The sequence below is a fragment of the Bacillus sp. z14 (2026) genome (assembly GCF_058313575.1).
Window position 1 is genome coordinate 1179635 of sequence record NZ_JBZFQK010000001.1, and the last position, 16321, is coordinate 1195955.

The 16321-nt window shown below is 39.7% G+C and carries 19 protein-coding genes and 1 other annotated feature; of the genes, 1 reads left to right on the top strand and 18 read right to left on the bottom strand.

Annotation, left to right across the window (positions count from 1 at the left end):
* Nucleotides 1-12: 12 nt before the first annotated feature.
* Nucleotides 13-981 carry a phosphotransferase gene (locus AC4G3O_RS05635; RefSeq protein ID WP_066105494.1) on the bottom strand — a complete coding sequence of 323 codons (969 nt, stop codon included), beginning with the start codon at nt 979-981 and terminating at the stop codon, nt 13-15.
* A complete protein-coding gene (gene safA, locus AC4G3O_RS05640) occupies nt 978-2729 on the bottom strand; it encodes a SafA/ExsA family spore coat assembly protein (protein WP_491135910.1) in 1752 nt (583 codons plus the stop codon). Before safA ends, AC4G3O_RS05635 begins: the two co-directional genes overlap by 4 nt.
* A gap of 170 nt (nt 2730-2899) precedes the next feature.
* Here safA and AC4G3O_RS05645 point away from each other — a divergent pair, with 170 nt between their 5' ends.
* Nucleotides 2900-3439 carry a transcription repressor NadR gene (locus tag AC4G3O_RS05645; RefSeq protein ID WP_139063840.1) on the top strand — a complete coding sequence of 180 codons (540 nt, stop codon included), beginning with the start codon at nt 2900-2902 and terminating at the stop codon, nt 3437-3439.
* 97 nt (nt 3440-3536) lie between these two features.
* On the opposite strand, the gene pheA is transcribed toward AC4G3O_RS05645, so the two are convergent.
* The 16 genes from pheA to radC form a co-directional block, all read right to left on the bottom strand.
* Nucleotides 3537-4379: a prephenate dehydratase gene (gene pheA, locus AC4G3O_RS05650; RefSeq protein WP_491135940.1), complete on the bottom strand. Its 843-nt coding sequence runs from the start codon at nt 4377-4379 to the stop codon at nt 3537-3539.
* 60 nt (nt 4380-4439) lie between these two features.
* A complete protein-coding gene (locus AC4G3O_RS05655; RefSeq protein ID WP_490996561.1) occupies nt 4440-4892 on the bottom strand; it encodes an ACT domain-containing protein in 453 nt (150 codons plus the stop codon).
* A 40-nt stretch (nt 4893-4932) separates the two neighbouring features.
* Nucleotides 4933-6222, bottom strand: a complete 1290-nt coding sequence (gene obgE / locus AC4G3O_RS05660; RefSeq protein WP_491089856.1) for a GTPase ObgE — start codon at nt 6220-6222, stop codon at nt 4933-4935.
* Between the two features lie 42 nt (nt 6223-6264).
* Nucleotides 6265-6795, bottom strand: a complete 531-nt coding sequence (locus AC4G3O_RS05665) for a Spo0B C-terminal domain-containing protein (protein WP_491135911.1) — start codon at nt 6793-6795, stop codon at nt 6265-6267.
* Nucleotides 6796-7019: 224 nt separating this feature from the next.
* On the bottom strand, nt 7020-7310 hold the full coding sequence (gene rpmA, locus AC4G3O_RS05670) for a 50S ribosomal protein L27 (RefSeq protein ID WP_066105513.1): 291 nt from the start codon (nt 7308-7310) through the stop codon (nt 7020-7022).
* A gap of 15 nt (nt 7311-7325) precedes the next feature.
* Nucleotides 7326-7649, bottom strand: coding sequence for a ribosomal-processing cysteine protease Prp (locus AC4G3O_RS05675; RefSeq protein WP_066105516.1), 324 nt, complete (start codon nt 7647-7649; stop codon nt 7326-7328).
* Between the two features lie 10 nt (nt 7650-7659).
* On the bottom strand, nt 7660-7968 hold the full coding sequence (gene rplU / locus AC4G3O_RS05680; protein ID WP_066105519.1) for a 50S ribosomal protein L21: 309 nt from the start codon (nt 7966-7968) through the stop codon (nt 7660-7662).
* 13 nt (nt 7969-7981) lie between these two features.
* Nucleotides 7982-8054, bottom strand: a sequence feature (ribosomal protein L21 leader region).
* Nucleotides 8055-8101: 47 nt separating this feature from the next.
* Nucleotides 8102-9598 (bottom strand): ribonuclease E/G, encoded by a 1497-nt coding sequence (locus AC4G3O_RS05685; RefSeq protein ID WP_491135912.1) that lies wholly within the window; start codon nt 9596-9598, stop codon nt 8102-8104.
* A gap of 57 nt (nt 9599-9655) precedes the next feature.
* Complete coding sequence (locus AC4G3O_RS05690; protein WP_066105525.1) at nt 9656-10522, bottom strand: M50 family metallopeptidase; 867 nt, start codon at nt 10520-10522, stop codon at nt 9656-9658.
* A complete protein-coding gene (locus AC4G3O_RS05695) occupies nt 10515-11309 on the bottom strand; it encodes a M23 family metallopeptidase (RefSeq protein WP_181162035.1) in 795 nt (264 codons plus the stop codon). Before AC4G3O_RS05695 ends, AC4G3O_RS05690 begins: the two co-directional genes overlap by 8 nt.
* Before the next feature lie 120 nt (nt 11310-11429).
* On the bottom strand, nt 11430-12233 hold the full coding sequence (gene minD, locus AC4G3O_RS05700; RefSeq protein WP_066105532.1) for a septum site-determining protein MinD: 804 nt from the start codon (nt 12231-12233) through the stop codon (nt 11430-11432).
* 2 nt (nt 12234-12235) lie between these two features.
* On the bottom strand, nt 12236-12919 hold the full coding sequence (gene minC / locus AC4G3O_RS05705; RefSeq protein ID WP_066105536.1) for a septum site-determining protein MinC: 684 nt from the start codon (nt 12917-12919) through the stop codon (nt 12236-12238).
* 77 nt (nt 12920-12996) lie between these two features.
* Nucleotides 12997-13512, bottom strand: a complete 516-nt coding sequence (mreD, locus tag AC4G3O_RS05710) for a rod shape-determining protein MreD (protein ID WP_066105539.1) — start codon at nt 13510-13512, stop codon at nt 12997-12999.
* Entirely contained in the window at nt 13509-14381 is an 873-nt protein-coding gene (gene mreC / locus AC4G3O_RS05715; RefSeq protein WP_491135913.1) for a rod shape-determining protein MreC, read from the bottom strand. Before mreC ends, mreD begins: the two co-directional genes overlap by 4 nt.
* Nucleotides 14382-14436: 55 nt before the next feature.
* Complete coding sequence (locus AC4G3O_RS05720) at nt 14437-15453, bottom strand: rod shape-determining protein (RefSeq protein WP_066105546.1); 1017 nt, start codon at nt 15451-15453, stop codon at nt 14437-14439.
* Between the two features lie 162 nt (nt 15454-15615).
* On the bottom strand, nt 15616-16305 hold the full coding sequence (gene radC, locus AC4G3O_RS05725; RefSeq protein ID WP_140461968.1) for a RadC family protein: 690 nt from the start codon (nt 16303-16305) through the stop codon (nt 15616-15618).
* Between the last annotated feature and the right edge of the window lie 16 nt (nt 16306-16321).

The window sequence follows — 16321 nt, forward strand, 5'->3', positions numbered from 1 at the left end:
CACGATTAATTTTTACAAAAGCCCTATCTTCGACTTCAATTCTCTAAAAAAATAGATTCTCTTTGGTAAATCTTCCACGGTAATATCCCAAAGGGAGTCGAGACGACGGTTGGAACTCCATAATTGATCACGGCAGATGCGATTCCATTCTCTATAAATATCTGTTGGAAAACTAAGCCCAATCAAAAAGAAAGGATTATCCCGATATTTTTTAAACTGAGGAAAAGTAAGAATCTCTTTCAATGAGCAATTATTAAAAATTAGCAATCTGTTGGCATACTGTAAATAATCTATCATAGGCGGTGCTTCAGCCATCAAATCAAAATCAATAAGGAGAAGCTCACCATCATCTTTTCTAAAAAAATTGTGATGTGCCAGGTCGCCGTGAATGATAACAGGATCTTCATCCACTTCCTCAAGCTCGTATGAACCCAGCTTATCCAATGCCCATTCTCCCATTCTTAAATACTCGGTCAGCATCGAGTCGGGAATAACTCTGTTGAGCATATTCCTATTAGATGTAAATTCTCCTAATCGTTCTCTCCATTTTGACACTTGTGAAAAAGTGTGTTTTTCCACTGTCAAATCATTGATGATCGTAGCAGAGGCCTCATGCATCTTATTTAACAATGTCAAACCTTCTAATCGCTCCGAATAATTTTCATACGTAAAGCTTCTTGGATGCTTCGTTAAATATTCTATAAAACCGATTGATTTACCTTTGCATTCAAACGGTTTAATTTCATCGGAAAACACATAAGCTCCATTGAACCCTGCTTTTCGCAGCTTTTTTAAAAATTCGAGTTGCATGAGTAATCTTTTTTGATTTACAAATTGTTTGGCGATAAATATACCCTTATTTGTACTAACCTTAATCAATCTTGGTTTGATAGCTTTCATCTCATAAACTACGATATTTTGTTGACTTAAATAAGCAAGGAGGCAGTCTTTTAGACTGCCTCCCTCCTGCTCCCTCATCATGATTGACCTTCTTGCTCACTGCTTTCTTCCTGTGTCCTTGGCATATCAAATGCTGCCGGCTCGATATGCGGTATCACATGCTGGCCATCGGGATTGTAGGAAGGAGATCCTGTTTCAAACTGCTGACCCCCATACCTTTGATGAAATTGGGAATCCTGAAAAAACGGTTGTTGAGCAGCATGCTGATACATAGGGTGACTCATGCCTTGCTGTTCATACTGACCCATTTGTTGACCCATTCCTTGTTGGTCATACTGGCCCATTGAATGACTCATACCTTGTTGGTCATACTGACCCATTGGCTGACTCATACCTTGTTGGTCATACTGACCCATTGGCTGACTCATACCTTGTTGGTCATACTGACCCATTGGCTGACTCATACCTTGTTGGTCATACTGGCCCATTGAATGACTCATACCTTGCTGGTCACACTGACCCATCGATTGACTCATACCTTGCTGGTCATACTGACCCATCGATTGACTCATACCTTGCTGGTCATACTGACCCATTGGCTGACTCATACCTTGTTGGCCATACTTGCCCATTGAATGACTCATACCTTGTTGGTCATATTGATTCATTGGCTGATAAAAAGACCCCTGTGCTCCTGTATCAGAACAGCCGCAGCCTTTCGGTATATACCCATCAAACGGAATATATTGCTGTTGTTGCTGTTGCTGTTGATAATGATGATCCATCATATGGCTTGACGATTCCATCCCATAATGGGAAGATTCATATCCATGATGCCCAAATCCTGGATGTTGATAGTAGCCTTGTGTTCCCTGTACAGGGAATTGGCCATACGGGGACATCGTTCCGCCTTGATGATACCCTTGCTGCTGCGGATAATAATCCCCATGGTGGCCTCCCATCTTATGGCTTGATTCGTGGTGCCCATAGTGAAAGCTTGAACTGTCTTCCATTCCGTCTCCATGACCCCAGTAAGGCTGGTGGAAAGACGGTTGGTGATAAGACGGTCCAGTCATATATGACTGATTAAAATAAGGCGTTGGATAGGCCATGCATGGATGCATCATAACTGGCGGGCAGCATGGATCATAATATGGAATCATAGGCGGACAATATTCCGGCATATACTGCGGCATTGGCTGCGGTTTCGGCATTGGCATGGGCTGTGGCTTCGGCATTGGTTTTTCCATTTTCTTCGGCTTTTCTTTTATGATTGGCTTTTCTTTTATGACTGGCTTCTCTTTAACTTTAGGTACCTCCTTAATAATAGGCATAGGAGGAGGTGTTTGCATTTCCATTTTGGCCATATTCATTAAATAATAGTTGTTGATATCAATTTCTGGTACAACAGGTTTTACAATGGCCTGTGGGGCGACATACGGCATTTTAGGCATTTCTTTAACAGGCTTTTCTTTTTTAATATCCATCGGTTGTATTGGCATCTCCTTCACTGCTGGTGGTGGTGACACAATCGGCATCTCTTTCGGTTTACTCGGAACTGTCTCGGTCTCTGCTTTTATACTTTCCTTCACATTTGAACTCCCACCTGAAATAGGAACTTCCTTTACGGTTCCAAAATTAATCTTTGTATTGCCTCCTTTTTTTACAGATGGAGACGTATTATCGGGTATTTTAATTTTCATGCCAGGCATCAGCATATCCGGATTGCTGAGCTGTGAATTCATTTTCTTTAATGTTTCAAAATTCACTCCATATTTCTTAGCAATCTTCCATAATGTGTCGCCCTTTTGGACGATGTGTATTTTCACGCATAATCCCTCCCTACGCATATGTCCATATATACTATGATTGATTGGGCAGATTGCTATTGATTTAAGAAAATTTATGCGGAATTATTCTGGTTTATGAAGGAAATCCCTCTATGTTACAATAAAGACAACCAGTATTTTAAAATAACACCTAAGCAAGGAGGGCATAAGTGATGACCCAGAAAAAATATACAACAGAAGAACGGCGTAAATATATCCTATCCATTTTAAAAGAACGTCATGAACCGATTACAGGAAGTGAGCTCTCTATTATTTGCTCAGTCAGCCGCCAAATCATAGTTGGAGATATTACCTTGCTTAAAGCACGGAATGAACCAATCATAGCCACGCCAAGTGGGTACATTTATATACATCAAATCGATCCAAAATTGGAACGGAAAACAAGGATTATTGCGAGTTTCCATGCACCTGAACAAGCAGAAGAGGAACTACTGCTTTTAGTGGACTGCGGTGTTACGGTGAAGGATGTAAAAGTGGAACATCCCATGTACGGTGACTTAACAGCATCCATTATGGTCAGCACCAGACAAGATGTCCGGCAGTTTATCGCCAACCTAAAAAATACAAATGCCTCTCTCTTGTCCCAGTTAACCAATGGTTTACATCTTCATACCATTGAAGCTGCAAGTGAAGCGGAGCTCGAGCAAGCAGTACAGGCATTAAGAAATGCAGGTTTTTTGAAAGAATAAAAAGATATGCTGCCCAACTTTAATTATGTAAAAGAACAATATAAATAGGACCCCTGCTGAATATAGCAGGGGTCCTTCGTTTAATCTTAAGTGATAATTAATAACTATAATAACTGCCCATAACCGTGACTTGGCAACCCAAGGCTTCCATTTCAGCAATGGCGCCAGGCAACAGAATATCATCCATCTTTTGTTCGATATCGATAATGAAGAAATAGTTGCCAAGTCCTGTTTTTAATGGTCTGGACTCGATTTTGGAAAGGTTAAGCTTCCTCCACGAAAAGGCTGATAACACTTGATGGAGAGCTCCGGCATGGTCAGCTGGAAGCAATACCATAATCGTTGTTTTTTCTCCTTTTTGTTGATTAGGAATCATTTTTTCCGATAACGGCTTATGGCCCAGAACGACAAATCGTGTATGGTTATGAGAATAATCGTGTATATCCCATTTTACAATCGAAAGTCCATATTCTTCAGCAGCCATTTCATTTGCAATCGCTGCTGTCAACTCATCCGGATGCTCTTGAATATAGTGAGCGGCTGCAGCAGTGGAGGTAATACTTTCACATCGTACGCCTTTCATATCTCCATGCAGGAATTTGTGACATTGGGCTATCGCATGACTGTGCGAAATAATCCGATCAATCCTGGTTAACTCATTGACATGAGAAGGATGAACCATTAAATGCTGGCGAATAGGGGCAGAAAACTCCGCAACTATCGGAATCGGGACTTCATGAATCAAATAATCCAGTGTGATATTGACTGATCCCTCCAAAGCATTTTCTAATGGAACAACCGCATAATCAACCAGCTTAGCTTCCACAGCATCTATACATTCAGGAATTGTCATAAATGCCTGCCTTTGTCCATAAGGAAATAATTTTGATGCTGCCAAATCACAAAATGTAGCTTTTGGCCCTAGATAGGCAATACGTATGTCCAAAGTGTTCTCCCCCTGCTCTAAACCTCTCTGTTTCTCTATCTATGTATTTATTTTTCAAGCTCCTGAGCCTAATATTTCAACCTTATCCACGAATTCAAGCCTTTTTAAACGGTTTATAAATTCGTTCATTTCCATATGCATCTCACCTGTATTTAACGATAAGGTTACATTTGCACGTCCCTGAATCGGAATGGTTTGATGGATGGTCAGCACGTTGCATCCCGAAGATGCAACGATACCGAGTAATTCAGAAAGCGTGCCTGACCTGTCTTCCAAATGGAAAAATAGCGTAATAATTTTTTCTTTTACAACTGAATGAAAAGGAAAAACTGTATCTCTGTACTTATAAAAAGCACTTCTGCTTAAATCGACGCTTTTGACAGCCTCCCAAACAGAAACAGCCTTTCCTCTTTCAATCATTTCTTTAGCCTGCAAAGTTTTCTGCATCGCCTCAGGCAATACATCTTCCCTGACTAAATAAAATTTCTTATCAGCTTTATTATGCAAGCAAGTTCACCCTCTTTGGAACCATCCTTAAACTTTATGCTCAATCTACAAACTCAAATTCATATTCCATTAAACGAACAATATCTCCGTCAACTGCTCCGCGCTGTCTAAGAGCTTCATCCACACCCATTGCTCTAAGCTGGCGGGCAAAGCGTTTAATAGATTCATCACGGCTGAAGTCTGTCATCTTGAATATTTTTTCAAGCTTATCGCCAGTAACAACAAAGGTACCGTCCGACTCTCTTGTAATAGTGAATTCTGCTTTCTCTGCCTCATGTTTATAGAGAACACGGTGGACACCGCTTGTCTCTTCTTCATGCTCAAGCGGGAATTCCGGAGTTTCCTCAATTTTATCGGCCACAGCAAACAGTAATTCACGCAAGCCTTCATGAGTAACCGATGAAATCGGGAAGACTGGTACATCGTCTTCTAACTGTTCTTTAAAGGCCTTCAAATTCTCTTCAGAATCAGGCATATCCATTTTACTTGCCGCGATAATTTGCGGCCTTTCCGTTAGGCGTAAATTATACTCTTCAAGTTCCTTATTAATTGTCACATAATCTTCATAAGGATCACGGCCTTCCTGACCGGACATATCAATGACATGGACGATTACACGCGTACGCTCAATATGGCGCAGGAATTGATGTCCAAGCCCAACACCTTCATGAGCCCCTTCAATCAGTCCAGGTAAATCAGCCATAACGAAGCTGCGTCCATCACCGGTTTCAACCACACCTAGATTAGGGACAATCGTAGTGAAATGGTACTCAGCAATCTTTGGCTTTGCAGCTGAAACAGACGATAGCAATGTGGATTTACCTACACTCGGAAATCCAACCAAGCCTACATCTGCCAGTAATTTCAATTCCATAATTATATCACGTTCAACCCCTGGTTCACCCTTCTCAGATAGTTCAGGAGCTGGGTTTGCAGGTGTAGCAAAACGAGTATTACCACGTCCGCCTCGTCCGCCCTTCGCAATAATGGCACGCTGGCCGTGTTCGGTTAAATCTGCAATAATTTCACCAGTATTGGCATCTGAAACAACTGTGCCCGGAGGAACTTTGACAATCATGTCAGCTGAATTCTTACCATGCTGATTTTTAGACATTCCATGTTCCCCTCGGGGTGCTTTAAAATGCCTTTTATATCGGAAATCCATTAGTGTGCGAAGTCCTTCTTCTACTTCAAATACAACATTTGCTCCATGGCCTCCGTCTCCACCGGCCGGACCGCCCTTAGGTACATACTTTTCTCTTCGGAAAGCGACCATTCCATTGCCGCCATCTCCACCTTTAACGTAAATCTTGACTTGATCCACAAACATGGGTGGTAACACCTACTTTCTGCTTTTGCAACTCTTTGATTGTTATCTTACCGTTATTTCAAAATAAAAAGAATTAATATCCTCTGTAATGCCTGATATTTTTAAAGGCTCTTTTACCTGAAACATTTTTATTAATTCTTCTTTATTGTTTACTGGTCCCTGAAAATCAAAACCAATCTTTAATGAATCCTCATCTGTTTTGCTGAGCAGGATGGTTAAATGCAGGATATCTAGTGCTTCTATTTGCCTATTCACTTCATTGAAAAACTTCTTCATCCAATTGGTTATCAATTCATCCAATTCCTGATAGCCTTTTATATCATCCATAATTTCATATGTAATATGGAATTTGTAATGAAGCCACTTACCTGTCAATAAAAGTTCGGAAAGCATCGGCATATTCATATTTGAAATTTTTGCTTCCTGTTGTGCTTCAATAATGATTTCATCTACAAGACCAGATACTCTATCCATTTTACCTAATGCCATATTTCCTTTAATCAGCTGTATTTTGTTTAACCAATCATGACGTGCATGCCTCAGTAATTCTACAGTCGTCCATTTTGTTTCCATCTTAATACATTCTCCTGTCGGATTGGAATAATGAGGTCCTGGAAAAATCGCAAATCATCTATTACAGTATAACAAATTTAGCGAAGTTTCAGGAGAGGAATATATTCGCCAGCAGTAAATAACTTGGGGTACATACGGAAGTATAATGGTTTTAACCAAAAAACTCATATCTAAAAAAGAAAACTCCAACCAACAAGGTTAGAGCTTCTTTTGACTGTTACTTATTATGCTTCTTGTGCTACTGGGTAAACGCTGACTTGTTTCTTGTCACGACCCAAGCGCTCAAATTTAACAACTCCGTCAATTTTAGCGAAAAGAGTGTCGTCTCCACCACGGCCAACGTTCAAACCTGGATAGATTTTTGTACCACGTTGACGGTAAAGGATAGAACCACCACTTACGAATTGTCCATCAGCACGTTTAGCGCCAAGACGTTTAGAAATGGAGTCACGACCGTTCTTTGTAGAACCTACTCCCTTTTTGGAAGCGAAGAACTGAAGATCCAATCTTAACATGTATTCCACCTCCTGTTAGCTAAGAATAATTTTCATGTATCTACCATAGTCACGTTCAATCGTTTGTAAGGAAACAAGCATGCCTTCGAGTAGCAATTGTACCTTGTCATCGCTATCCGTTTCCGGAAAATGGACTTCAAGAAAACCGCCATCTTTACCAGCCTGTTTAATGATGGGTTCAACAGTAGTTAAACTCATCACGGCATTTACAGAGCCAAAAGCTACTGCAGATACCCCTGCACAAACGATATCCTGACCTTTTTGTGCAAAATCGGCGTGTCCTGATATACTGAACGAAGAAATTCGCTCATCAGCTCGCACTACCTTTACTTTAATCATACGCGTCGCCTTAGAAGCTAATCTTTTCGATTGTTACTTTTGTGTAAGGCTGACGGTGACCTTGTTTTTTACGGTTGTTCTTTTTCGCTTTGTATTTGAAAACGATGATTTTCTTTTGTTTGCCGTGTTTTTCAACTTTACCTGTTACAGTAGCGCCTTCAACAACAGGGCTTCCAACTTTCACATCTTCTCCACCTACAAAAAGAACTTTATCGAAAGTAACGATGCCACCTTCTTCAACGTTCACTTTCTCAACGTAGATAGATTGACCTTCTTCTACTTTCACTTGCTTTCCACCAGTTTCGATAATTGCGTACATACCTGCACCTCCTTAATTGTCTAAGACTCGCCGACGGCAGGCGCCATAATGGACTTATTACCTGACGTGTGCGGTTGTAGCATGGGTGCTACAAACTTAACATAAAAATACTATCATAATCAGACAAACATTGTCAATCATGATTTACTAACATACGGATAATAGGCTTGTTTTTTATTCCTTCCTCTGTACGCTTCATACGCTCTTCAAGATCCTTCTTATTTCCGAGGGCTCGAATTTCAAAACGATTGGCCCCTGTCATTCTTCCCTCCGTCACAAATATATTTTTAGTGCCCGACAGGATATGTATTTTCACCGCATGAATATTGTCCTTGATATACGTGTAAAAGGATGAATCAACCACAACCCATACAGAATCATCCAAGCTGTATTTTAATGCCTCTAACTGACGTTCCAATTCATATATCGCGCTCTGACGGCTTTTTATTAATCCTGTTCCGCTGCATTCCAAGCAGTCTTCTTGAAGAATTTCATATAAATCCGGACCTTCTTTTTTTCGTGTTATTTGCATGAGTCCTAGTTCGGTAAACCCAATGACCACAGAACGCAGCGGATCATCTTTTAAGGCTGTTTCCATTGCTGCCTGTACTTGATGACGATGCTCAGGGGATTTCATATTAATAAAGTCAATTACAATAATCCCGGATAAATTGCGCAGAATCATCTGTCTTCCTACTTCTGTTGCGGCGAGTATATTTGTATCCAAAATTGTTTTATTTATGTCGTGCTTTCCAGTAAACTTACCCGTATTTACATCTATCACATGCATGGCTTCTGTTTTTCCAAAAAGTAAATACGATCCGTTCGAAAGCCAGACTACCTTTTTGACTGCTTTCTCCAATTCTTCAGTAACGCCGTGGGAATCATACAGACCCACTTTATCCTTTTGAAGCTTTGCTTCCCATGTTTCAGGTAGTACAGAACGGAGTAATTGCATTCCTTCTGCAGAATTAGTCCAAAGGTCCCCAGTTGTCCCTGTTGTCCAGCTTTCTATCAGATTCAGAATGCGATTTTGATCGCTTATAAGCGCTGGAGCTTTACTTTTTGACGCTTTTCTTTGTAATTGCTCATAACGTTCACGCAACTCGCTAAGCTTCGAGATAAAGGATTCTTCATCCGCATCCAAGAATGATGTACGAACAATCACACCTTCATCTTTTTGCAGATTCTTGGCTGTTATATGTTTCCACTTCTGAACAGTCTTCCTATCTGCTTTTTTAGAAGTACGGACAAAATGTTCACCCTTTATATAAACAATTTCAGGCGAAGAAACTTCAATTAACGCACTTATTTTAGCGCCTTTCGTTCCTTCTGGGTCCCGCAGAATGCGTACAAGCAGCTTTTCACCTTGCTTTACATATGTTTTTGCCTCAGGGTCTAAATGGTAGTTCGGCGTTTCTTCAAATGGCAAATAGGCATTTTTATCAAACCCAATATCCACAAAAGCTGCGTTCATACCCGGTACAATTTCCCGAACAATTCCAATGTAAACATTGCCGGCAAATGGGCCCTGCCCTTCTCTTTCAATATGTATCCTCATCAGCTTATCATCTTGCAATAAACCGAGACGTCGTTCCGTTCCTTGAAAATCAAGCACTATTTTTTTCATTAAAAAAATCCTCTCGTTGGCTCATTAATCTTACTTTAACGAGTCAGGAGAGGAGCGTCAATAAGGATACAAAAGTTCTCCAATAGGCCGATATGCCAATTTTGATGTAAAACAGGCATGTAAAACCTCCGCTTCATCCAGCTTCCCTAATTCTTCATCCTTGTTTTTCACGATTATAATATGCTTATTGTCTCTACGGAAATCCTCAAGTATTTTATAAATCTTTATATCCTTTTCCGCTTCCAGCCGTGATATCGCTCTAATATCCTTATTATGTCCATAATGTCTTTCCATCAAAAAGCGTAAAAATACAAATTGACGGTGTTTCCACTCCTTCCATAAAGAAAAGATCAGAAAGCCAACAACCATCCACCAATTCATATTTAGCGGATTAACAGCGACCAATCCGATTAAAGCAAGAAACAGACTGACACCGGAAATGATAATAATTAGACGGTGCGCATGCAGGAAGGGCATCCGCTTGCTTAATAAAACAAACAACGCTTTTCCTCCATCCAGGGGCCAGATAGGGGCTAAATTTATAAATAAAACAATAAAATTATATAGAATTAAACTGGTATAGATATAATCTGATATAAAGCCAATTGTGTAAAAAAGATAAGTCAGCAGCAAAATCCAAACATGCTGCAAAGGACCGGATGCCAACACAATTAATTCCTCATGCCATGGCCGGTTTCCATGCTCATCTGTCTCCAGCTCTCCGCCAAAAGGCAAAAGTGTAACTGATTTTATCCTCCAGCCAAATAACTGCGCAGCAATAGCATGACCCAGCTCATGACATAATACGATTGCAAACATTAAAAGCAATTCAGTAAACCTGGCTGTCAACACACCAAGAGCAAGTAACAACCAGGTTAATGGATGAATGCGTATTTTCGTAAGCACAGGCCATATTTTATTCAAACGAGATCACCTCATTAGGATCAATAAACTTTCCATTGGCTTTCAATGCAAAGTAAAACTCCCCCTTGTCCGGCTCATCCGACGGCGATACTATTCCTACCTTCGTTCCTTTCTTAATTTGTTCATACAAATTGACGTTTATCTCCTGCAGGTGAGCGTACCATGATTCACTCTTATCCGGATGCTGGACAATAACTGTTTTTCCGTGTGTCTCCTTCTCACCTGCGTAGATAACGACCCCCTCTTTAATCGTGTCAACCGATGTATTATTGGATGTTTTGATTAAGACCCCCTGTCCATCCTTCACAAAGCTTTTCATAATGGTGCCTGTTGCCGGCGTGGCAAAACGATTATCAGCAGCATTATTATTTTTAGATTCATTCACCGATTCCTCAGGCAAAAAAGCAAATGGCTTTCCGACTGTATCCTCAAACCAGCTAGATACTGACGCAAATTGAAATTCCTTCTGATAGACTTGGTCAAGGGTAGTTTTCGCTGTCTGGGTCCATGGAGCAGAAGTTCGATAAATAATGGCCATGCACAAAACCAAACAAACAGAAGCAAGGATACGAAATAAGATCCAATCTTTGTTTATAATAGGCGGCTTTTTATGCTCACTCACCCCTTCTTCATATACGAAAACATTTTCAGAACCCCATTCTTTCTCATCTTCCATTTCCGGCCATGTCGGTCTTTCATTCCTCTTACTGGCATTCATCATTCTTTCCCGATTTTTTCTTCTCTCGGCAATGCGCTTACGAACTTCTGAGCTACTTTGGCTGCCCATCCTTTCACCTCTCTTATACAGCTCTTTTCTAAAAGATATGTATAGTCGGTCCAAGCTATGCCATGCAGACATACAAAAAAAGGACCTCTAATCCGTTTGATTAGAGGTCCTCACTTACTATTACTTAACACCAAATAATTTTTTTATCCGCTTAAACATTCCTGTTTTCTCGTCTTCAAGTGGTTTTAGCGGAATGGATTCACCTAAAATACGTCTCGCAACGTCTCGATAGGCAACAGATGCTCGATTATTCGGGTCAAACACAATCGGCTCTCCCTGGTTTGAACCCTTAATTACGTCATCATCATCAACTACAATCCCAATCAAATCAATGGATAGATGAGTAGTAATTTCATCAATATCTAGCATATCGCCCATTTTTAGCATATGATTTCGAATACGGTTGATGACTAGTTTTGGAGATTCGACATTTGGTTCCTTCTCCAATAACCCGATAATCCGGTCCGCATCTCTGACTGCAGATGTTTCAGGTGTCGTTACAACAATTGCTTTATCAGCGCCAGCCACTGCATTTTTGTACCCTTGTTCGATACCGGCTGGACAATCAATAATGATATAATCAAAATCTTGTTTCAAAGTATCAATTAACTGCTTGACCTGTTTTGGATTTACGGAGGTTTTATCCGCTGTCTGTGCTGCAGGCATTAAATAAAGACGATCATCAAAACGCTTATCTTTCACAAGCGCCTGATGGATTTTGCATCTTCCTTCAATCACATCTACCAAATCGTAGATAATACGATTTTCAAGGCCCATTACTACATCCAGATTTCTCAAACCTATATCAGTATCGACCAAACAGACTCTTTTCCCCATTAACGCTAAGGCAGTTCCGACATTGGCAGTAGTAGTCGTTTTCCCTACTCCACCTTTACCGGATGTTATTACTATGGCCTCTCCCATGGCTATACGCCCTCCTCAAATAAGGATAAATTAGGTCTCACTTTACATAAAACTTGTAATCTATCAAAAATCATCTCACCAGATTGATCTAAATAAGCACATTCCATTTTGTGGTCATCCTGCTCATCATAATCAAAAGAGTTATATAAAACATCTCCAATAACGATTTGGGATGGCTTAAACACAGATGCAGACACGACACATTCTTTATTGCCGTGTATACCTGCCAGCGCCTTCCCCCGCAGTGTACCCATAATAAAGATATTACCGCCGGCTTTAACGGTCGCACCGGGATTTACATCTCCTATTAAGAGCATGTCACCCTTCACTTCCAAAACTTGACCCGAACGGACAATCCTCACGATTTTTGTCACAGCCACTTCTTCAGCCAATCTTTTGGCTTCTTCATGCAAAATAACATTAGATTCAACATTATTTACAACCATGTATCCCTTTTTTTCTACTAAATCGACCAAAGCTTTCGCTTGTTCGTCCGTTAAATAACGATTACCGGTATGTATGGTGACATGAATACTTGATGTTGTTTCAATCGTTGAATTATGAATAGACAATTTTTCATCCAAATCTCTTAAAGCTTCAGAAATAGATGAATGATCATCAATCACAATCGTTAAACCTTGTTTACTTCCTTTGATCATAACATGCTGAATATTCTTCTTTCCCATGACGTCGTGCTCACCTCAATGCAATTTAATTCGACATGAGCGCTGACAATTCCTTTTTTTTATAGAATCAATACCGTTTAATTATCTTCTTCAACAGTCCATTTTTTAATCCACTTAGCAAATACATAAGCGAACAGGAGTAGGAAGATTAGATTCAGAATTAAGGTAGGCAGCAATCTCATACGTGCAAATTCAATGAACGTCAATGAAGTATAACCAATTAAGGTATTCACCTCATAGACGATAATTTCTAAAATAGATATAGCAAGCAAACATACAGTTGAGACTATCCCAAGATTAATTTGCAGTACTTTCATCAGTTGAGTTGAGAAGTACACCATTAACGGCAAAGTGAATAAATAAACACCCAATACTTCTGTATAGACGACATCATAGAAGATTCCCATAACAAAAGCATATATGATTGCCATGTTCCTTTTTCCGTACACCCCTAAAAACACTAGAAAGATAATAATAAACCTTGGCACCAAGATGTAGGGTGTTGTATATAATTTCGCCGAAAATATTTCAACAAAAATCCCTTCAGATATAAAAACAAGGACAGCTAAAAGGAAGATTTTAAACCTTATCACAGGTCATCCCCCTCAGTGCTATCTGTATCTACAGTAGTCATTGTACGTTTTACAATCATTACGTTATTCAAATCATAGAAATTAGCTGCCGGCTTAACCAAAGCTGTTTGGGTTAATCCGTATTGATCGATAACGACCTCCTTAACCGTACCTATGACTAAACCTTCTGGGAACACCCCTCCAAGCCCGGATGTTGTCACATTCTCACCTTTTTTAATTTTAGCATCATAATGGAGACCTGTTAATAGCAAGGCTTGCTTATCTTCATCATATCCTTGGATAAATCCATATGATTTTTCTTTACTTTGCACAATTGCTGAAATACGGTTTTGCGGATCAAGAGCCGTCATTAATTGTACTGTAGAGGTAAATTGAGAAACACTTTTGACCTTTCCAATCAATCCCTCAGCAGTAATTACAGCCATATTTTTCTCAATCCCATTTACACTGCCCTTCGAGACCGTCAATGTTTCATGCCATCTCTCCGGACCTCTGCCAATGACAGTTGCATGAGAAACTGTATGATCACTTAAATCTTCTCTTTTCTTAAGTATATTGCTTAATTCCTCATTTTCTTTTTTCAAATCATATATCTCTGTTTCCAACTTCACATATTCTTCCAGGCGTGATTTAAGATTCTTATTTTCTTCATATGTATTCCTTAAATCTGAAAGATTCTCAAAAAAGCCCGCTACAGCAGAAGCGGGCTTATGGAAAATTGTTTGAACAAAGCCGGCCGAGTCCTTCATAAACTGTTCAGGCCAGCTCAATTCATCCCTTTCCCGAAGTGAGAACCCAATCAAAGCCACCAGAAAGATGATGCTAATCAGCAAGATAATCAATTTTTTGTTTAAGAAAAATTGTGGCATATCCTTGCTCCTCTATCATTATTATCCTCTTTCAGGATTTTTGCGTTCTATTATATTATCTTGAATCTTTTACTTTTGATTTGAACAAATGAATATGATCAAGTGCCTTACCAGTACCAATTGCTACACAATCCAATGGATTTTCAGCAATTAGAACAGGCATTTTTGTTTCTTCACTGATCACTTTATCCAGGTTGCGTAATAATGCGCCACCACCTGTTAGAACGATTCCGCGATCCATGATATCAGCAGCAAGCTCAGGCGGAGTTTTTTCAAGCGTATTTTTAACCGCATCTACAATCGCATACACTGTGTCATGAAGAGCTTTTGCAATTTCATCAGCAGTGATTTCAATTGTTTTTGGTAAGCCTGTTAATAAGTCACGGCCGCGAATCTCCATGTTTTCAATATCTTCAGGATCACCAGCTGAACCGATTTCAAGCTTAATAGCTTCAGAAGTTCGATCACCAATCATCAAATTGTAGTTTTTACGGATATAGTTAATAATCGCTTCATCCATTTCGTCTCCTGCGATACGAATAGATTGGCTAGTCACAATACCGCCCAAAGAAATAATCGCGACTTCAGTTGTACCGCCACCGATATCTACAACCATGCTGCCTGTTGGTTCCCAAACAGGTAAGTTTGCTCCAATAGCAGCTGCAAACGGTTCTTCAATTGTATAAGCATCACGTGCCCCGGCTTGTCTAGTTGCGTCAACAACAGCTCTCTCTTCAACGGCTGTAATTCCGGATGGAACACATACCATTACATATGGCTTACGTGCAAATAAACCTTGGTTTTTTAACGCTTGTTTCATATAATATTTCATCATGGTTGCAGTCGTATCATAATCAGCAATAACGCCATCTTTCATAGGGCGCAAAGCCACAACATTACCAGGTGTACGGCCGATCATATTTTTCGCATCATTACCGACAGCAACAATGGATTTTGTATCTGTTTGAAATGCAACAACGGAAGGCTCACGTACTACAATGCCTTTTCCTTTAACATAAACAAGTGTATTGGCGGTTCCTAAATCAATTCCTAAATCTCTATTTCCAAGCATCTTTTAATATCTCCCTTTCTGAAACATATTCCATATTAGGTACGAGTTTTTTTATTTTCTTTTTCATATCATAAAGTTAAGTTCTTCAGTAATGTAATGAAAAATAAATTCTTTAAAAAGCATACGTAATATTATAGCTCATCCTCATGTGAATTCCTAGTATTATAAATATCCTTTTTCTTTAAGACTTACATATTTTTTCTCTCCGATAACCAAATGGTCTAAAAGTTCTATTCCCATAATTTTCCCACATTCAGCTAGACGTTTGGTTACTTCTATATCTTCTCGACTTGGAGTGGGGTCTCCTGAAGGATGGTTATGCAAGCATATTATAGATGCTGCTGATCTGCGGAGAGCTTCTTTGAAGACTTCACGGGGATGGACAATTGAGGCGTTTAAACTGCCGATAAAGATTGTTTGTTTATGGAGTATTTGGTTTTTCGTATTTAAATATATACATACAAAATGTTCCTGTGATAAAAAACGCATATCATTCATACAATAATTGGCACAGTCCTCTGGCGAACGAATCACGTACCTCTCTTCATTCGTCAAATTGCTGATTCTTCTTCCTAATTCCATAGCTGCAGCAAGCTGCACAGCTTTTGCTTCCCCAATACCTTTAATACTAGTCATTTCTTCAATACTTGCCTCTTTCAAAAGACGCAGCCCGCCAAACTTAGCCAAAAGTTGGTTAGCCAGATTTATCACTGAATCTTCCTTTGTTCCAGTTCTTAAAAGAAGTGCCAGTAACTCTTGGTTTGACAGACTTTCCGGTCCAAATTGGATAAATCGTTCTCTTGGGCGATCATCCTTTGGATAGTCTCTTATCATGATTTGCGTTGTATCCATCCATATTCTCCATTCC